Below are 19,636 nucleotides of genomic sequence, written 5' to 3' on the forward strand. Positions count from 1 at the left end.
TCTTGATGAGTTCGTGATGTGCGGCTCGATTGCCAACGCGGGGACATAAGCATTCGGTCCGCACTTACGGGAAAACGGAAATTCCGGAGACTTATTCCGGCCCGAGCAACAAGAATTCCAAGAAATGTCGTCCTGCTTAAATAATCCCTTTTTCTAGAATGGGTTGAGCTTTGTCTTTGTCGAGTTCCTGCCGTCCCAGCCAGGCCCCGGTCACTGCCCAGAGGACCGCGATCCCCGTACCAATGAGCATGGCGACAGCGGGGTGCTCGGCGAGGACGTCGAGCGCTCGCTTTACCCAACCGCCGACTGCATCGCCCCCTCGGTAGACGACCGTATCGATGAAGTTCTTGGCTTTGTATTTTTCTTCGGGATCGAGGACCGTGTAGAGCATCTCGCGGCCCGGCCGGACGAGGGCGTATTCGCCGACGCGGCGCGCCACCATGATCACGGCCAGGACGGCGAAGACCGGCGCAAAGGCGAGCCAGAGAAAGCCGACGGCCATGATGAGTGGTACTGTCACGAGCAGAACGCCGATGCCGAAGCGGTCGGCAATGCGGCCGGTTAGAAAAATCTGGATGAGGATGGTGAGCGACTGGACCACGGTGTCGATGATCCCGAACACTTGGGTTTGGCGTGTCTTGTCCGGGAAGGTTTCCGCGACGAGTCTCGCCTGCTCAAAGTAGAGAAATGTGCTGACGACCGCGAGCAAAACAACAAATAGGGCAATGACGGCGAGATAACCCGACGAAACTACTGCCGTGGCGCCGGCGAATATATTGCCGCCAAGCGGCTTCTCCCGGACATCGATCCTTTCGTCGGTGGCGGGGTTGCGGTCGCGCCAGCGATGAAGCCAGACGGCGGCGAACGCGCTCAAAACCAGAAGGACCGCCGACAGCAACAGCAGTCCCGCGTGGCCCATGGGGCCGACCAGAATTGTGCCGAGGATAGGACCCGTCAGGCCGCCCAAGCTTGCTCCGCCCGCGATGATAGCGAAGAGCCGCTTTGCTTCCGACGTGGAGAGCACGTCGGCCAATACGCTCCAGGCGAGCGAGATGGCGAGCAAATTGAACACAGACAGCCAGACGTAAAAGGTTCGTGCGGTCCAGACGTCGTCGGGATTGCGCACGAATCCGAGCGCAAACGCCACGAGGTTCAGCGCGAAGAAGGCGTAGGTCCACGGTAGAATACGGCGGCGCTGGGCTTTGGTTGCTATCCATCCGAAGATCGGCAATGCGATGAGCGTTGCGATGAAGGTTGCCGTAAAGAGCCACTGCAGGTTTTCGACGCCTCCTGCGATGCCCATGGTCTCCCGTACCGGCCGCAGCATGAAGTAGCCTGTGAACAGCAGGAAAAACATGGCTGCACCGGCGAAGATGACCGGCGCATCTTTTCGCTCGATATTGATGAGGCGATCGAGCTTTTCGCGCGCAGGGCGCGTGGCGGGTTCAATCATGCGGTCACGCCAAAAGCGAAATGAGTGACGCGCGCTGCTCATCTGTCAGGTTAGGACCAAGGCCGGCTTTCAAGTTGTCGGCCTGGCGATGCGGTTTTCCGGTGGCGGGGATGACGACGGTCACCGCTGGATCGCTCAAGGCGAATTTCAGAAACGCTTGCGCCCATGAGGTGATGCCCGCCTCGGCCGCCCAGGGCGGCAGCGCCTTTTCCTTCACCTGTGCGAACAGCTTTCCATCCTCAAAGGCGCGATTGATCATCACGGCGACGCCGAGATCTTTGGCTAACGGGAAAACGCGTTTTTCGGCTCCGCGCGTGACGACCGAATAGTTGATTTGAAGGAAGTCCGGCTTCTCCGCTTGTACGACGTCAGCCAGCTCGTCCTGCGCGTGTTCGAGATAATGCGTCACACCCACGTAGCGCGTCTTGCCTTCCGCCTTCAGCTCGCGCGCGACCGCGAGCTGGGTCTTCAGGTCTCCGAGATTGTGGACCTGGAGCAGCTCGACTTTGTCGGTTTTCAATCGGGCAAGCGTGGATTTGAATTGAGCGAGACCAGCTTCGCGACCTCGAATGCCTGATAGCTTTGTTGCAATCCATGCCTCGGGGCGGAGGTTTTGTTCGGCCAGCAGGATGCCGAGCACGTCCTCGGCGTTTCTGTACGTCGGTGCCGTGTCGATGACCGTACCGCCGCCTGCGAAAAATACCTTCACGACCTCCTGCAGGGCTTCATACTCCGGGGTGTTCTCGCCAACCTCGAAGCTTCCCGACGTTCCCATGCCGATCACGGGGAGCTTCTCGCCTGTGGACGGAATGGCCCGGGTCGCAAGCGCCCTTGTGCCAGGGGACGTGGCTTCAGCGCGACCTCTGTCGAATGGCGCCAAGGTGAGCATGGCTGCGGCGGCGGAGGTTGAACTCAGGAAGCTGCGGCGCGACTGCATGGGCGGCTCTCCTTAGTCGGCTCAACTTAGATTTGGGCGCTGGACGCCGATAGCTGCCGGTGTGGGAGCCCTTTCTTAAGCCAGCCTTAAAAAATGGAGGCCCCCCAGCGGGGGGACTGGGGGGCCGACCGTGCGGGGAGCACCGCTGAGCGTGGGTGGGGGGAACCCGCAGCGGTGCTCGGTCACACCGGAGAGCGGGGGTAGCAACTCCGGTGGATCTGGGAACCAACAGCGGGGAGGGCGCTTTTGTTCCCGTAGGCAGACCATGAAACTTTTGGAAAAGGCGCGCTGTCCCGTAGGGAACAGGGAAGGCGGGCAGCTGACAGCTGGGCAGCGGATGAGAGATACCGCTGCTGCCTTCTGCCCGTTCCCCGCAGCCTGTTTTAGTCGAGATCGGCGATCTCGGCGGCAGAACCGCCGCGCATGCGCTGGGCCAGAGTTGCCTCGATGAAGGGATCGAGATCGCCATCGAGTACCGTGTCCGGACTCGAACTCTGGGTTCCAGTGCGCAGATCTTTGACGAGCTGATAGGGCTGAAGGACATAGGAGCGGATCTGGTGTCCCCAGCCAATGTCAGTCTTTGCGGCCTGCTCGGCGGTCGCTTTCTGCTCGCGTCGTTTTAACTCCAGCTCGTAGAGGCGCGCCTTCAGGCGTTTGAAGGCGATGTCCTTGTTCTGGTGCTGGGAGCGCTGCTCCTGGGCGAAGATCACGATACCCGTGGGCTTATGCACGAGGCGCACAGCAGATTCGGTGCGGTTCACGTGCTGGCCACCGGCGCCGCTCGATCGCGCGAAGCTCACGTCGACATCGGCCGGATTGATGTCGATCTCGATGGAGTCGTCGATCACCGGATAGACGGTGACGGATGCGAAACTCGTGTGGCGGCGTGCGTTGGAGTCGAACGGCGAGATGCGCACGAGGCGGTGCACGCCGGCTTCCGTTTTCAACCAGCCGTAGGCGTTCTCGCCCTCGATCTCGAGCGTCGCGGATTTGAGGCCGGCTTCTTCGCCTGGGCTCTCATCAATCAGCTTCACCTTGAAGCCGCGGCGCTCGGCCCACCGCATGTACATGCGGGTGAGCATTGAGGCCCAGTCCTGGCTTTCCGTGCCTCCGGCGCCAGCATGAATTTCGATATACGTGTCCATGCCGTCGGCTTCACCCGACAGCATCGCTTCAATGCTCTTGCGCTGGACTTCTTCGTCGAGGCGCCGAAGCGCTCCTTCACCCTCGCTGACAGTCGCCTCGTCGTCCTCGGCTTCGCCGAGTTCGATCAAAGTCAGGTTGTCTTCGAACTCGCGCTCGATACGACGGAAGTCGGTCAGGGAGTGTTCGAGCTGCTGGCGCTGGCGCATGACTTTCTGCGCCTGTGCGGGGTCGTTCCAGAGCGCGGGATCTTCCGCGCGCCGGTTGAGGTCGGCTAGGCGAGCCTCAGCTTGTTCCGGGTCAAAGAGACCTCCTCAAGAGGACCAATGCCTCTTCAATCGAAGTCACGACCTTTTGCGCTTCAGCGCGCATAGCTGCCTCCCAGGGACGGTGATAGTCGGGAATGTTGCGGCTGACATATAGAGACCGCTGCTGTGTCTGTAAACGCGACGACAGGATGCAGCGCGACAGCCGGTGTTTGCTAATTACTTAGTTGTACGGGAAAAATTCTCACCACATTCCACCGGGACGTGCCCCACCATTGCCAGGCGACGCAGACGGGCCGGGCTGCCATCCGCCGCCCGATGAACTGTCCGCTGCGCTTTGGGCATAGGGATCCGAGAAGCCGATGACGGAGTAGGCATCATCCGGTTCCTCGTTGGGCTTGAATGCTTCGACGATTGCGTTCGGATCGTCAGGCGATGCGCGAAGGCCCGTCTTCAGGCTCACGCGCACGAGCTTGATGCCGGGCGGAATGCGGAACGGGATGGCGGGCTGATCGGCGAGCGCGGATTTGATGAAGTTGCCGAAGATGGGGGCGGCAACCTGGCCACCCGTATTGCCTTTACCCATCGGACGCGGCGAGTCATAGCCGACGAACACGCCGACGACGAGGTCCGGCGTGTAGCCGACGAACCAAGCGTCCTTTTCTTCGTTCGTCGTACCCGTCTTGCCGGCGAGCGGGCGGTTCAGCGCCTTGAGAGACGTTGCCGTGCCGCGCTGGATGACACCCTCCATAATGGACGTCATCTGGTAGGCGGTATGAGAATCGATGATCTGCCGGCGATCGTCCGGCACGTCGGGCTCGGGCTGGTTGGCCCACTGCTCGGCAGTACAATCCACACATTGGCGTGCATCGTGGCGCCAGACCGATTTGCCCCAGCGATCCTGGATACGATCGATCAGTGTCGGGCGAACCGTCATGCCGCCGTTGGCGATCATGCAATACGCGGTCGCAATTCTGAGAAGCGTCGTTTCACCGGCGCCCAGCGACATCGACAGCACCGGAAGGAGGTCATCGTAGATGCCGAAGCGCTTGGCGTATTCTGTGATGATCGGCATGCCCATGTCCTGGGCGAGGCGGACCGTCATCTGATTTCGTGACTTCTCGACGCCCACGCGCAGCGTCGTCGGACCGTGGGACTGATCCTTTTCGTAGTTGTTCGGCTTCCAGATGTCCTGGCCAGGGCCCTGTTCGATCTCAATCGGTGCGTCGAGTACGATCGAGGTCGGCTTGTAGCCGTTATCCAGGGCGGCGGCGTAAACGAACGGCTTGAACGAGGAGCCGGGCTGCCGCTTTGCCTGCAGCGCGCGGTCGAACTGGCTCATCGCGAAGGAGAAGCCCCCGACGACCGCCAGGACGCGGCCGGTATGAGGGTCCATTGCGATCAACCCGCCGCTGACCTCCGGGATCTGCATCAGCGACCAAGCGCCAGCCAAATTCTTGTCATCCTTCGGCGCGACGTAGATCACGTTACCTGCCGCTAGAATGTCGGCGATGGCCGTTGGCGTCGTGCGCTTGCCCGGCACCTTGGCCCACTTCACTTCGTCAAGCGTAAGTTCGACCGCGAGACGTTCGTCGGTCAGCGAGCCATCCTGTTTGCGCGAGGGTTTCAGGCCGACGACGGCTTTTGTCTTCTCCATCGAGAGGACGACGCCGAGGCGCCAAGGTGCGATGTCAGACGGGCTGTCGATCGCGCCCAGAGGCACGCCCCAGTCTCCGGAAATATCGATCTTCGCCACCGGACCGCGCCAGCCCTGCTTGCGGTCATAACCGATGAGGCCATCGATCAGCGCCTTGCGTCCAATCTGCTGGAGGCGCGGGTCGAGCGTAGTGCGGACGGACAGGCCGCCGGCATACAGCTTCGCCTCGCCGTAAGCTGACATCAGTGAGCGACGGACTTCCTCGGCGAAGTATTCCGCAGCGAAGATGTGCGCGCCGCCCGGGCGAATGTTGACCGCGAGCGGCTTGGCCTTTGCCTCGGTCTCTTCCTCTTCCGTGATGTAGCCGTTCTCGGCCATCTGGCCGATGATCCAGTTCCGGCGTTCCGTCGCGCGCTGCTTTTGGCGGAAGGGGTGATAGTTGTTGGGTGCCTTCGGTAGGGCGGCGAGATAGGCCACCTCTTCGACCGTCAGGTCTTTGAGCTCTTTGTTGAAGTAGGCAAGGCCAGCTGCGGCGACGCCATAGGCGCCGATGCCGAGATAGATCTCGTTCAGGTAGAGCTCGAGGATCTTATCCTTCGAATAGGCCCGCTCAATGCGGATGGCGAGGATCGCTTCCTTGATCTTGCGGTCCATCGTGCGGTCACTCGTCAGCAGGAAGTTCTTCGCGACCTGCTGAGTGATGGTCGAAGCACCTTCGGTGCGCCGGTCGCCACCCTGGATCTTAGTTTCGATCATCTTGAAGACGGCGCGGGCGATGCCCTGGAGGTCGAGGCCGCCATGCTCGTAAAAGCGCCGGTCCTCGGCCGAGAGGAATGCCGCAACGACACGCTTCGGAATGGTGTTGATCGGCACGAAGATGCGCCGCTCGCGCGCGTACTCCGCAATCAGTGAGCCGTCGTGCGCGTGGATACGCGTCATGACGGGCGGCTCGTAGCGAGCGAGGCTTTCGTAGTCGGGGAGATCCTGCGAGGCCTGCCACAGCACGTAGCCGGCCCCCGCCGAACCGACCAGGAAGAGAACGACGAACGCACCGAAGCTCCATCCCAGAAAACTCAGGAGGAAGCTTTTGCGCCGACGGGACTTTCTCCGCGGCTCGCGCTGGGGTGGTGGCAGGGTAGGGGTCCGCATTCCGCCTTGGTCCGATCGACGGCTCAAAATTTCGGGTTACCAAAAGATACCGGGCGCCCTGCTATTGCACTGCAGCAACCCATGGATCAAGGCCAAACAATACCACGGATTGTGGCATCACGTCGTCCTTAACGCCCTGCTTTCCTAAACTGTTCTTAGCGCAGGCGTCTCCGAGACGCCGTGCCACGGCGCAATATGACCCGGTGCGTAACGGACACTACGGTCGTGGCGAGCCAGCGGTCCGCCGTTTGGCGAAGTAGGTATCTATCGCTGCTGTAATCGACGCGGCAATCTGCTTGTGCCACGCGGGTGAATTCAAAAGCTTTTCGTCCTCGGGATTACTCAAGTAGCCCAACTCAATCAGCACCGATGGCGCGTGCGTCTGCTTCAGGACCTTGAAGGCCGCCGCGCGTTGGGGTGCGCGCGAAAGGGTGGTGGCGCTCTTGAGCTTGCGGACCAGGACGTTCGAGAAGTCGGAGGAGAAGTTGGCGGTTTCTCGCTTCATGAGGTCGAACAGAATGCTTTTTACCTCATCGTCCCCTTGTCCGTCGGCGGCATTGAGGCCAGCCAGGAGGTCGGAGGCGTTCTCTTTCTCGGCCATGCGCCGTGCCTGCTCGTCGGAGGCGCGTTCCGAGAGGGTATAAATGGTTGCGCCGCGGATCGTTTGGGCGACGTTCTGCTCGGCGAGCGAGTCTGCGTGGAGCGAAATGAAAAGGTCGACTCCGTGCGTCATGGACAAATTAAGTCTTTGATCAAGAGATATAAATACGTCTGAGGCCCGCGTCATGCGAACATCGTATCGCCCGGCCGCCGCGAGTTGGCGGCCGAGCTCCTTGGCAACAGCTAGCACCACGTCCTTCTCAAACAGGTTCGATGTGCTGATTGCGCCGGCGTCGATGCCGCCATGGCCGGGATCAATCATGATCACGGGCTTGCCCGATTGCTTCGGGGCGTTCGTTGGCGGCTCCACGGGCGGCGGCGCTTTCGGTGCGTTCTCTGCGGCCGCCTTACCACTTCCGGTGCCTAACCCGAAACTTGCCGGGTCGGTCGTCACGATATCGAACGAGAAGACGATGCTCTCGCCCTGGGGAGCGGCCGTCATGGCGGCTCGCTCAATTCTCACAGGGCCGGTTGTGTCGAGGACGACGCGTCCCTTGCCCTCGGCAAAGAGACCATAGCGGAAAGTACGCACAAGGCCGCGCCCGTCCTGCCCTGTACCATCCGGCAGTCGGAACTGCACGTCCGGCAGGTCGACTATGACCCGGTAGGGATTGGCGAGGGTGTAGATTTCGGCCGTGACGCCAGCAGATAGCTCCAGTTGGAAGGAGGTCCGGTACTGGTCGCCAGCAAGGGTAGCCGCGGTGGCGGAGGCAAGGGGTTCGGCCAGGGCCGGAGCACAAATCCAGGCCTGCAATAGCATCGCGAATGCGGCCGAAATCGTCCGCAGGCCGATAGATCCGGTCCTGGTTCTCATCTCCGGCTGCAGGCGCGTTCCCTATCGCGTTTGCGAGCAAATTATCACGTAGGCGCTACAAGTTAGGTCATATTCGGAGGATTTTCGCAAGAGCGGGGCGGATAATGGGGCTTGCGTCCTTCTTTCCCCTGAAACGGACTTGCCACACCCTCCGCGAACCCGTACAAAATTAACCTGCATCGTGTTGAGTACGTCCACTTCACGCGAGAGTTCAGTCGGCTGTTGGATGCTCGGTCCGGTATAGGATCCGTTTTGCCACCAACCCGCGATCGCAAGTCCCGGAAGCGGACGATGCGCACGGCCCGATGGCAGTTCGGCGCGTGCTTCGTGATCGGCAGCGTTTGCGCTTGGATCGCCCCAGTGGCGGTTTCCTAGACGAATGATGCGCCGAAGCGCGTCGGCTCCGACGCCTCGATCCGAGAGCGGTCTCGGCTACGATGCAGCTCGTTTGTCAGGTGCCAACGAAAGGGGTGCCACGAACGGGCGGGACAGGTGCTTTTTCCGAACGCGCGGGCCTTGCCCGACGACGGTCGGCGCTGTCCTCCAGTGAAAACTCGGCCTGTCTTGGGCGTTGATGCAGCAATTTTGCCGCAAGCGCGTCAAAGACTGTCAGCCGCCCATCCCTTTCCTGATGCAGGTCCCAAATCCGGACACGCTCAGGCTCTGTCGCCTAAGGACGCATGCAAATCGACCGCGCATTCCATTCAACAGCCTCGGGGCCCGCAGCGGCTTCTGGCGGAGCGTTTCCGGTTCGTCCGGCCGCGCTCGGGATGTGCACCCGTACTTTCACCCCAACTTCCTTCAATCAAAACACAACAATGGCGCGCGCCACGACACGGCAGCATGACGCCTCCGGCCTCCAAGCCGGTTCCGGTGGTTCAGCCCGCCGGCGCGCAAAGGATAAAAAAACATGGCACCTAACAAGATGCTTATCGATGCCACCCACCCAGAGGAGACTCGGGTGGTGGTACTTCGCAACGGACGTGTAGAGGAATTCGACTACGAGAGCGCTGCCCGCAAACTGCTTCGCGGGAACATCTATCTGGCCAAGGTCACCCGGGTCGAACCGTCGCTTCAGGCGGCTTTCGTCGACTACGGCGGAAACCGCCACGGCTTTCTCGCCTTCAACGAAATCCACCCTGATTACTATCAGATCCCGATGGCGGACCGGCAGGCGCTCATCGAAGAAGAGGCACTTGCCGAGGCCGAGGAAGAGGCTGCAGCAGACGCGCGGGCCGAGCGGCTTGCGCGCCGGCGTCAGCCGCATGCTTCGAGCTCTGCGCCTGAAGCTGCGGGCGAAGAGAATTCGCCGGCTGACGATGATCATCACGAGGACCATCCCGCCGATGATGGTGCAGACGACGGGGCCAGCGACGACCACGCCGACGATGACAACGACAACACGTCGTATGTGATCGCGGAAGCCAGCACGCGCGATGACGTGCTGGTCGAAGACATCGCCGAGCCGGAAAGTGCCGGCGGCTTCGAAGGAGGTGAACCCGCCTCCGACGAAGGCGAGGCGTCCGAAGACACTGCTGCCGACGCTCCTGCGCCCGAAGCGGCTGCCGAGGCTGCACCGGAGGGCGCTTCAGGCGCCGACAACGGTGAGGGTGGGGGAGTTCAAGTTGTTGCCAGTGCGACGTCCGAATCGGACTCCGTCGAAAACGTCGGATCGGAAGATGCGCTTGAGGAATTGCCCTCGCGTCCGCGCCGCCGTCCGCGCAGCTACAAGATCCAGGAAGTCATCAAGCGGCGCCAGGTCATTCTGGTGCAGGTCGTCAAGGAAGAGCGCGGCAACAAGGGCGCGGCTCTCACGACTTACCTCTCGCTTGCAGGCCGCTATACGGTCCTGATGCCAAACACGGCGCGGGGCGGCGGCATCTCGCGCAAGATCACCAATCCGCAGGACCGCAAACGCCTCAAGGCCATCGCTCAGGAACTCGAGGTTCCGGAGGGCATGGGGCTGATCATCCGCACGGCCGGCGCCGCGCGCACCAAGCAGGAGATCAAGCGCGACTTCGAATACCTACTTCGCCTGTGGGAGAGTGTGCGCGATCTCACGCTCGAGTCCACGGCACCGAGCCTCGTCTACGAGGAAGGCAACCTCATCAAGCGCTCCATCCGCGACCTTTACAACAAGGACGTGGAAGAGATCGTCGTCGCGGGCGAACATGCACACAAGGATGCCAAGGACTTCATGCGCATGCTCATGCCGAGCCATGCGAAGAACGTTCTCATGCATCAGGATCCGGAGCCGCTGTTCACCAAGTACGGCATCGAGCGGCAGCTCAATGCGATGTTCAATCCGTACGTAACCTTGAAGTCCGGCGGCTATCTGGTCATCAACCAGACCGAGGCTCTGGTCGCGATCGACGTGAACTCCGGCAAGTCCACGCGCGAGTTTTCGATCGAAGAGACAGCGCTCAACACCAATCTCGAGGCTGCCGACGAGATCGCGCGCCAGCTCAAGCTGCGCGACCTCGCGGGCCTCATCGTCATCGACTTCATCGATATGGAGGAGAAGCGCAACAACCGCGCCGTCGAGCGCCGGTTGAAGGACGCGCTTCGCTTCGATCGCGCGCGCATTCAACTCGGGCGGATCAGCCACTTCGGCCTCATGGAGATGAGCCGTCAGCGTCTGCGTTCGGGCGTGCTCGAGGGGTCGACGTCGCAGTGCCCGCATTGCCAGGGCACCGGCATCATCCGCTCTACGGAAAGCGTCGCGCTCGCAGTGCTGCGGGCGCTGGAAGATGCGCTCATGGCCGGAGCACGGACTTCACTCGTCGCAACGACGACGTCGAGCGTCGCGCTCTACATCCTCAACAACAAGCGCCACTTCATCAACGAGATCGAAGCCCGCGAAGGCGTGTTCATCACCGTTCAGGCGAGTGACAAGCTGCAGGGTGCGAACTTCTTGATCGAAAAGGGACATGCGGCACCTGTGGCCGCACGCCGCCCGGATCGCGCCGCGGTCAACATGGATTGGGGCTTCGCAGATGAAAATGCCGAAGCCGATGCGGACGAGGCGGACGCCGACGCCGAAACGGTAGAGACCGGCGGCGACCATCAGCGTGGCGAGGCTCGCGGCGATGGCCGTGGGCGTGAAGAGAGTGGCCGCGAAGGCGGGAGCCGCCGTCGGCGGCGCCGTCGCGGGCGTCGGGGTGGTGAAGGCCGCGGCGAGGCTCGGACGGACAGTGGCCGTCGCGTTGACGAAGACGGCCAGACTTTCGATGACAGCGGCAACGACGCAGACATCGACTTGGACGAGCCAATCGAAGCCGGTGCAGGCGATCACATCACTGATGTCGACGGCGGCGATGAGGACACTGGTCCGCGTGAAGCTCGAGAGCAGGGCTCTGGGGATCGCGAGCGCTCCGAAGAAGGGAACGGTGGTCGCCGCAGGCGCCGCGGCCGTCGCGGTGGACGCCGTGGCCGGGACCGTGCGCGCCAGCACGAGGGCGCCGAGCACGAGGATGCCGCTCAACACGCTTCGGACATCGGCGAGGGCGCGCCGGAGCTCCTCAATGGCGAACTGGAAGGCAACTCGGCCGAGGCGGCGGGTCCTCCCGCTCAGTCCCAGCCGCGCGAACCCCGCCGGAAGCCAGAGCGGCAGAACGACCGGCAGCCATCGCGGTCGCAAGGGGCCGAGACCGGCGAGCAGCCGGAAGCTTCGGAACCTGCGCGGACCGCTTCGACGGAACGCCAAGCTCCGGCTCGTACGGCAGAGCGTGAAGATGCGGCCCCGGCTGCTCCTCCGGCTGCTGAAGACAACGCGGTTCTTGCGCGTGTTCGGGCTCGTCAGGCGGCCGCCGCCGAACCCAAATTAGAGCGCGTTGTCGTTGCTCCGGATCAGGCAAGCAGCCAAGAGCCGGCCGAAGATGCGCCGAAACGCGGGGGCTGGTGGCAGCGCCGTCTCGGCGGTTGACTGCAAGGGCTTCTGAAATTCAGGCTTGAGGTCTGAAATCAAACGGGTCGGGCGCATTCGCCCGGCCCGTTTTCGCTTTCGCGTCCAACCGATTGGCGGCGCGACAATTTTTCCCGTCAGTCCCCTGCATTGCTTGAGATTGCTGGCTTTTGCGGACAAATGGCGCGGCCAGGCCCGGTCGGTACGCGGATCACCGACACATTTTGACCATCCCCGGCGTGTCAGTGCCGCCCGTCATGTCGAGTAGTTGGGGAGCTGCGACGCAAGGGTTCAGACTGACAAACTGAATGTCGCGACGATCTTCGCGTGGCGAGGTTGGATGATCTTTGCAGTTTCATTCAATCGCCAGGGGCATGACTTGGGAAATTCCGGATTTTGAGCCGCATTGGCTCTGCTCTACTTGGGAAAGCTCCGGAATTTAAGTAAAGCATGAGAGGAGCTCATTATGAGCAAGGGGATTTTTGCTGCTGTTCTTGGTGCGGGTTTGGTCGGGTGCTTCGTTGCCCCTGCCGAAGCGCGGGTCGATAGCGGCCCTGTCAGTTCGCTCTATGAGGCTGACAGCCGGGCTGCGGTTGCCAAGGCGCAGCGCGCGAAGAAGCAGGTTTCGGCTCGTCGCTCGACGAAGAGCGCAAAATACAGCGGCCAAGTTCGCCGCAAACCGGCTGCCGGTCGTGCTGCCCGTCTTCAGGGGCGCGCTGTGACCGCGAGCCATTCGGGCGGTGGCGCCAGCGCTTCGCGCGGCTGCTTGCAGGCTTCGGCTCGCGCGCTGCTCGATCGGATTGAGGCACAGTTCGGCGCGGTCAAGGTCATCTCGACCTGCCGTCCGGGTGCTCGCATCGCCGGCAGCGGCAAGCCTTCGAAGCACGGCTTCGGCCTTGCCGTCGATTTCGACGCGGGCGGCCGGAAGGCGGCGATCGTCAACTGGCTGCGCGCCAACCATCACTCCGGCGGCACCATGACCTACGCCCGTATGAGCCACATCCACGTCGACATTGGACCGCGTTTCGTGTCGCTCGGAGCGGGTGGTGGGCGCCGTCGCGGCTAGGATTAGTCCCGGAACAGGAGCTGGAATGGAAGGGGCGCGATGAGCGCCCCTTTTTTTATCGTTGGGGTTGGAGACGGGGCCAGTTCGCTATTCGTCTGACACCCTCGATCATGTCGGCTTCTGTTCCTGCATACGAAAACCGGACAAACCGGTGGCCGCGTGCTTCGTCAAAATCCAATCCGGGAGTGATGGCCACGCCGATTTCGTTGAGCATCGCCGATGCGAAGCTCAGGGAATCGTCGGTGAACGCGGAGACATCAGCGTAGAGATAGAAGGCGCCGTCGGGTGGTGCGAAGGCCGTGATGCCTGCTTCGGGAAGTGCCTTCAGCAGCAATTCGCGGTTTTTCGCGTACGTCTCCCGGTTGCGTTCGAGCTCGCCGATACCCTCGTACGCGCCTATGGCGGCGATTTGGGACACGGCTGGAGCAGAAATGAATAGGTTCTGTTGCAGGCGTTCGACGACGCGAACCAGTGATGGCGGGACGACCAGCCAGCCGATGCGCCAGCCGGTCATCGAATGGTATTTCGAGAAGCTGTTGACGATGATGGCATCATCGGAAAAGGCAAGGGCCGTGGTCGCGGGCACGCCGTATGTAAGGCCGTGGTAGATCTCGTCGGAGATGAACCAGAGTCCGTTGTCGTTGCAATAGCGGACCAGCTCTGCCAGCCGGACTGGTTCAATCACTGTTCCGGTCGGATTCGCGGGGCTCGCAATGAGCAGCCCGTCGAGCCCCTGGTCCCTGTCCAAGGCGGAGAGAGCGTCCAAGGTTGGCATCCAACGGGTCGCGGGACCCGTTTCGATCAGCGGTGAAACGCAGCCCAACGCGGACAGGATGTGCCGGTAGCACGGGTAGCCAGGCGATGGCAGGGCCACTTTGGCTCCGGTGTCGAACACCGCGAGAAAAGCAAGAAGGAATGCGGCCGACGATCCCGTACAAACAATGACACGGCTGGCATCCACGTCGATGCCATGGTTGTCCCGGTAGCTTTGCGCGATGCGGCCCCGCAGGTCGTCCATACCGAGTGCTGCGGTGTAGCCGAGCGTATGAGCATCGAGAGCCGACCTTACGGCGGATAGCGCGGTGTCCGGAGCGGACGTGCCCGGCTGGCCGACCTCCATATGGATGATTGAACGCCCCTGGGCTTCGAGCGCGGCGGCGGCCCGCATGACGTCCATGACGATGAAGCTTGCGATGTCGCTTCTGCGCGCTGGTGCACGTGCGCGGCGCGGCATGCCATTCGAGCCGGCGTTTTCGTCGTCCTTCATGAACCTTCCTTAAGGTGAAGCGTGCCGCGCGGCCTTTGTTTGGCCGCATTAAAATCAGCCTCTATCGCGGATATTTGTGCGTCGAAAGTCGGCTTATAGGGGCCAGGCGAACGTCTGACCGGCGTGCTTTGCCGGTCTTGCTTTGCCCCCATCTCTATGCCCATCTAGGCCGCATCCGCCCGGTGCCTGCGTCCGATCCAGCGATCCTTTGAACGACACGAAGAGCATGAGCATTTCAACTCGCATATCCGGTTTTCGCTCGTTCGTCCTGTCCTGCTTCGTGGTGACCGTGACGGTGGGCCTGTTGCCCGCTCAGCCGGCTCGCGCCCAGGGTTTGCCGCTCATTCGCGATACCGAGATCGAGCTTCTCCTCAACGATTATTCGCAAAAGATCTTCCGTGCCGCCGGGCTCGGCACCGGCCGCGTGACGGTTCGCATCGTAAACAACGAAGCGTTCAACGCCTTCGTCGTCGATGGTCGCAACGTGTTCATGAACACCGGCACGCTGATGATGGCCAATACGCCTAACGAGGTGATCGGGGTTCTGGCTCATGAGGCGGGCCATATCGCAGGCGGTCACATGGCGGCCCTGCGCTCGCGCATTGCCAAGGATCAGACCCGCGCGCTTCTCATTCAGCTTTTGGGTATCGGCGCCATGATCGGCGGCGCGGTGTCAGGCGGAGATTCCGGCCGCGAGATCGGCAGCGCTGGCCAGGGCGTGATGATGGGCGGCAACGAGCTCATTATGCGCGGTCTCACGGCGGAACGGCGCTCGCAGGAATCCGCGGCGGATCAGGCGGGGCTTTCCTATCTCAATGCCACCCAGCAGTCGGGACGCGGCATGCTGGCGACGTTCGAGCGGTTTGCGGGACAGGAGCTGTTCTCGGACGCGCACCGTGATGCTTTCGCAAGAACGCACCCTGTCGCCACCGATCGTCTGGCCCGGTTGAGGCAGTTGGTCGAGACGAGCCCCTACTTCAACAATACGGACCCACCAGACCTCCAGGCGCGGCACGATATGATGCGTGCCAAGCTATCTGGCTACATGGAGCCGCCGGCAACCGTGTTCAATCGCTACCCGGTGTCCAATACGAGCTTCCCTGCGCGGTATGCGCGGGCGATCGCGTCGTTCCGGCAGGGCGGTGGCGGTCTTGAGCAGGCCATTTCCGGAGCGGACGCGCTTATTCGCGATCAGCCGAACAATCCCTATTTCTGGGAGATCAAGGGCGACTTCCTGCAGAAGGCGGGACGCGCGCAGGAGGCTATTGGACCGTTGCGCAAGGCGCTGCAGCTGCATAAGGGAGATGCGCCTCTTGTCAGCGTACAGCTCGCCCAGGCGCTTCTGCAAACCAAGCAGGCTCAGTACACAAACGAAGCGGTTGATCTCTTGAGGAAGGCCGTTCAGCGCGAACCGGACAATGCGAGCGCCTACAACACACTTGGTCAGGCCTACTACGACAAAGGTCTCATGGCGCAAGCGGAGCTGGCGCGGGCGCAGGGACTTTTCTATTTTGGCGCCGTGAAGCAGGCCCAGGAGTTTGCCAAGCGCGCCCAAAATGGCCTGAAGGCCGGTTCGCCCGACTGGGTGAAGGCCGACGACATTATCAACTTCAAGCCGCAGACCTGACGGCTCACAATTATCTTCAATCTCGCCGGGCATGCATCCCTGCCGGTCCCGGATCTTCTCTATGGAGTTCATATGACCGAATCCGATCGCACCAAGACGAGCCGGCCTTCCGCGCTCAGTATTGCAGCGCTTGTTGCCGCCCCGCTGCTTCTTCTCGCAGGGTTGTGGTTCGTGCTCGGGAGCAACGCACAGGATAGCAATCGCTCCGCAGGTCCCATGGCCTTGATCGGAGCCAACGCCACGCATTTCACACCGGATCAGCGGCAGGCGATCGAAGGCATCATCAAGGACTATCTGGTTCAGAATCCGGAGATCTTCCTCGAGGTGCAGAGCGCGCTCGAAATCAAGATGGCGAAGGATGAAGTCGAGCGCACCAAGGCGCTCGTGGCCGAGCATGCCAAAGAGATCTACCGCGCGCCCAATGCGCCAGTTGCTGGCAATCCCGATGGCGACATCACCGTCGTCGAGTTCTTCGACTACAACTGCGGCTACTGCAAGCGTGGCTTCAGCGAGGTGGCGAAGCTCGTCGAGCAGGACAAGAACGTGCGCGTCGTATTCAAAGAATTCCCGATTCTGCGTGACGAGTCCGAGCAGGCCGCCAAGGTGGCGCTCGCCGCCCGCATGCAGGGCAAGTACTGGGAAGTCCACCGCGATCTGATTCAGAGCAAGGGTCTCGTCAACGAGGCCGTGGCGCTGAAGGTGGCGGAGGCTCACGGGCTCGACATGGCGAAGCTCAAGGCCGACATGGCCTCCCCTGAGGTCAAGGGCGAGTTGGACCGGGTGAAGCAGCTGGCTAGCAAGCTGCAGATCAATGGTACGCCTCACTTCCTCGTCGGCGACAGGGCGATCGGCGGCGCTCCCGAAAACCTTTATGACGTGCTCGAAGGCCATGTCACGGAACTGAGAAAGTCTGGATGCGCCTATTGCTGAGCGAGAGGGGCAGGGCTCTCGGCCCTGCCCCTCCGCGGGTCTCTGTAAGTATCTGATTATACAAGCCTTTTCTCGCCGCCTGGAAGGTGACGGGATCGGATCGATTTTCGTGAGCGCTCCAGTAAGCTTTGGCTTGGCGTCCTTTCGCGGGTGCGGTAAAGCTGCTACGGACCTTTCAAGGCCTTCCCGGCTCCCCGGGAGGGCCTGCTTTCGCGGGCAGGGAGCGCCGGCGAGACGGCGGTCCAGCTCCTGAAATCCTCATCCAGTCCGTGATATGCCCAAACAGGTCTTCGTCCTCAACGGCCCGAACCTCAATCTGCTCGGCACGCGCGAGCCCGAGATCTATGGCCGGGATACGCTGGATGACGTGCGCAAGCGCGCCGAGGCGCGCGCGGCGCAACTGGGACTCGCCATTTCGTTCCGCCAGAGTAACCACGAAGGCGAACTGATCGATTGGATCCAGGAAGCGCGCAGCGAGGCTTCGGGGATCATCCTCAATGCGGGCGCGTTCACTCATACCTCGGTCGGCATCCTCGATGCGCTTCAGGCATCGCAATTGCCTGTGATCGAGGTGCATCTCTCGAATATTTTCCGCCGCGAGAGTTTCCGCCATCATTCGTACGTGTCTCTGGCTGCCAAGGGCGTAATCTGCGGCCTCGGCGTGCAGGGCTACGAGTTTGCACTCGACGCGATGGCGAAGCTGGTGGCGTAACGATGGTCAAAAATAAAAACAAAGACAGCGACAAGAAGCCGACAGGGAAAGGGCTAGCGCGTATGACGGCGAAAGATGAAGCCGAGAAGCCGAGTGGCGAGCAACAACTGATCCGGGAGCTCGCGCAGCTCCTCAATGACACAGGACTTTCCGAGATCGAGATCGAGAAAAGCGGGCTTAAGATCCGTGTGGCTCGTTCGGTGACGGTTGCCGCTTCGGTTCCGGCACATTACGCGCCGCCGCCGCAGGCCGGCGCAGTCGCGCCTGCCGGGCCGGGCGCCGCTCCTGCTCCAATAGCGGCCGGAGCAGACCCTGCGAAGCATCCGGGCGCCGTCAAGTCGCCGATGGTGGGCACGGCGTATCGGTCGCCGGATCCAAAGGCGCCTCCGTTCGTCGAGGTCGGCTCTCGTGTGCAGCAGGGCGATACGCTGCTGATCATCGAAGCCATGAAGACCATGAACCAGATCCCCGCGCCGCGGGCGGGCACTGTCACGGCCGTCATGGTCGAGAACGGTCAGCCCGTGGAATTTGGCGAACCGCTTGTGATCATTGAATAAGGGAGATGGGTCGTAGGCGGTAAGGCAGTCGGCAGTCGTGGTGTCCAATTCCCCACTGCCTCACTGCCTTGCAGCCTACCGCCTCAACAAACGAATGTTCGACAAGGTTCTGATTGCAAACCGAGGCGAGATCGCGCTGCGTATCCAGCGCGCCTGCAAAGAGCTCGGCATCGCCACCGTAGCCGTTCACTCGACCGCCGACGCCGACGCCATGCACGTCAGGCTCGCGGACGAAAGCGTCTGCATCGGCTCGCCGCCGGCCAGCGACAGCTATCTCAACATTCCGCGATTGCTTGCTGCTTGCGAGATCACCGGCGCGGATGCGGTGCATCCCGGCTACGGCTTCCTTTCCGAGAACGCCCGGTTTGCCGAAATCCTGGAAGAGCATTCGATCACGTTCATCGGCCCCACGTCCGAGCACATTCGGATCATGGGTGACAAGATCACCGCCAAGGACACGGCGAAGAAGCTCGGCATACCCGTTGTGCCTGGCTCCGACGGCGAAGTGACCAGCGAAGCGCAGGCGCTGAAGATCGCCAAGGACATGGGCTTCCCGGTGCTGATCAAGGCTACAGCCGGCGGCGGTGGGCGCGGTATGAAGGTCGCCCACAGCGCGGCGGACCTCGGTGTTGCGCTGGCGACGGCCAAGTCTGAGGCCAAAGCCGCGTTTGGCAATGACTCAGTCTACATCGAGAAGTACCTGACCAAGCCGCGCCACATCGAAATCCAGGTGTTCGGCGACGGCAAAGGCAACGCCGTTCACCTCGGCGAGCGCGACTGCTCGCTTCAGCGCCGCCACCAGAAGATCCTGGAAGAGAGCCCGTCGCCGGCGCTCAACGCTGCGTCCCGCCAGAAGATTGGCGAGGTCGTCGCCACCGCGATGAAGAAGATCAAGTACCGCGGCGCCGGTACGGTCGAGTTCCTTTACGAGGACGGCGAGTTCTACTTCATCGAGATGAACACGCGCCTCCAGGTCGAGCATCCGGTGACCGAGGCCGTCACGGGTATCGACCTCGTGCTGGAGCAGATCCGCGTTGCCTCCGGCGGAAATCTTCCGTTCAAGCAGGAAGACATTACGTTCTCCGGGCACGCTATCGAGTGCCGCATCAACGCGGAGAACCCCCGCACTTTCCGTCCCTCACCGGGCCAGATCACGTATTGGCATCCCCCGGGCGGACTTGGTGTGCGCGTGGACAGCGGCGTCTACCAGGGCTACCGCATCCCGCCGTTTTACGACAGTTTGATAGGCAAGCTGATCGTGCACGGGAAGAACCGCAACGAGTGCTTGATGCGTCTCCGGCGTGCTCTTTCCGAGTTCGTCATCGACGGTATCGAGACGACGATTCCACTGTTTAACGAACTCATCCGGCAGCCGGACATCGCAAACGGTGACTACGATATTCATTGGCTCGAAAAGTATCTCGGCAAGACCTAGAGCTCCCGGGCGGCCGTCTGCCCCTTGGTTGCAAGATCGCCGGGCGCCGGTAAGCGTTT

13 protein-coding genes are annotated in these 19,636 nt (G+C 61.9%); 7 read left to right on the top strand and 6 right to left on the bottom strand.

The window, feature by feature from the left end:
* Positions 1–136: 136 nt before the first annotated feature.
* The 5 genes from VHO05_RS11525 to VHO05_RS11545 form a co-directional block, all read right to left on the bottom strand.
* On the bottom strand, positions 137–1,453 hold the full coding sequence (locus VHO05_RS11525; RefSeq protein WP_329646726.1) for an NTP/NDP exchange transporter: 1,317 nt from the start codon (positions 1,451–1,453) through the stop codon (positions 137–139).
* 4 nt (positions 1,454–1,457) lie between these two features.
* Positions 1,458–2,390 (bottom strand): aldo/keto reductase, encoded by a 933-nt coding sequence (locus VHO05_RS11530; RefSeq protein WP_329646727.1) that lies wholly within the window; start codon positions 2,388–2,390, stop codon positions 1,458–1,460.
* Positions 2,391–2,773: 383 nt separating this feature from the next.
* Positions 2,774–3,905, bottom strand: a protein-coding gene (prfB, locus tag VHO05_RS11535; RefSeq protein ID WP_329646728.1) for a peptide chain release factor 2 whose coding sequence is annotated in 2 segments (ribosomal slippage) — positions 2,774–3,835 and positions 3,837–3,905 — 1,131 coding nt in all. Because the reading frame shifts where the segments join, the coding sequence is not laid out codon by codon here.
* A 138-nt stretch (positions 3,906–4,043) separates the two neighbouring features.
* Positions 4,044–6,605 (bottom strand): penicillin-binding protein 1A, encoded by a 2,562-nt coding sequence (locus VHO05_RS11540; RefSeq protein ID WP_329646729.1) that lies wholly within the window; start codon positions 6,603–6,605, stop codon positions 4,044–4,046.
* Between the two features lie 217 nt (positions 6,606–6,822).
* Positions 6,823–8,079, bottom strand: coding sequence for an N-acetylmuramoyl-L-alanine amidase (locus VHO05_RS11545; protein WP_329646730.1), 1,257 nt, complete (start codon positions 8,077–8,079; stop codon positions 6,823–6,825).
* A gap of 910 nt (positions 8,080–8,989) precedes the next feature.
* On the opposite strand from VHO05_RS11545, the gene VHO05_RS11550 reads away from it, so the two are divergent.
* Positions 8,990–12,004, top strand: coding sequence for a ribonuclease E/G (locus VHO05_RS11550; protein WP_329646731.1), 3,015 nt, complete (start codon positions 8,990–8,992; stop codon positions 12,002–12,004).
* Positions 12,005–12,449: 445 nt separating this feature from the next.
* Entirely contained in the window at positions 12,450–13,049 is a 600-nt protein-coding gene (locus tag VHO05_RS11555) for a hypothetical protein (RefSeq protein ID WP_329646732.1), read from the top strand.
* A 55-nt stretch (positions 13,050–13,104) separates the two neighbouring features.
* On the opposite strand, the gene VHO05_RS11560 is transcribed toward VHO05_RS11555, so the two are convergent.
* The gene (locus tag VHO05_RS11560) at positions 13,105–14,316 is read right to left on the bottom strand and encodes a pyridoxal phosphate-dependent aminotransferase (protein WP_329646733.1); all 1,212 of its coding nucleotides are present in this window, start codon (positions 14,314–14,316) and stop codon (positions 13,105–13,107) included.
* A gap of 226 nt (positions 14,317–14,542) precedes the next feature.
* On the opposite strand from VHO05_RS11560, the gene VHO05_RS11565 reads away from it, so the two are divergent.
* The 5 genes from VHO05_RS11565 (at position 14,543) to accC (ending at position 19,577) form a co-directional block, all read left to right on the top strand.
* Positions 14,543–15,943 (top strand): M48 family metalloprotease, encoded by a 1,401-nt coding sequence (locus tag VHO05_RS11565; RefSeq protein WP_329646734.1) that lies wholly within the window; start codon positions 14,543–14,545, stop codon positions 15,941–15,943.
* Positions 15,944–16,015: 72 nt separating this feature from the next.
* The gene (locus VHO05_RS11570; RefSeq protein WP_329646735.1) at positions 16,016–16,873 is read left to right on the top strand and encodes a DsbA family protein; all 858 of its coding nucleotides are present in this window, start codon (positions 16,016–16,018) and stop codon (positions 16,871–16,873) included.
* Positions 16,874–17,147: 274 nt separating this feature from the next.
* Positions 17,148–17,585 carry a type II 3-dehydroquinate dehydratase gene (aroQ, locus tag VHO05_RS11575; RefSeq protein ID WP_329646736.1) on the top strand — a complete coding sequence of 146 codons (438 nt, stop codon included), beginning with the start codon at positions 17,148–17,150 and terminating at the stop codon, positions 17,583–17,585.
* Between the two features lie 62 nt (positions 17,586–17,647).
* Positions 17,648–18,142 (top strand): acetyl-CoA carboxylase biotin carboxyl carrier protein, encoded by a 495-nt coding sequence (gene accB / locus VHO05_RS11580; protein WP_329647512.1) that lies wholly within the window; start codon positions 17,648–17,650, stop codon positions 18,140–18,142.
* A gap of 94 nt (positions 18,143–18,236) precedes the next feature.
* Positions 18,237–19,577, top strand: coding sequence for an acetyl-CoA carboxylase biotin carboxylase subunit (accC, locus tag VHO05_RS11585; RefSeq protein ID WP_329647513.1), 1,341 nt, complete (start codon positions 18,237–18,239; stop codon positions 19,575–19,577).
* Positions 19,578–19,636 lie beyond the last annotated feature (59 nt).

It is taken from the genome of Hyphomicrobium sp. (assembly GCF_036262015.1).
GTDB lineage: Bacteria > Pseudomonadota > Alphaproteobacteria > Rhizobiales > Hyphomicrobiaceae > Hyphomicrobium_C.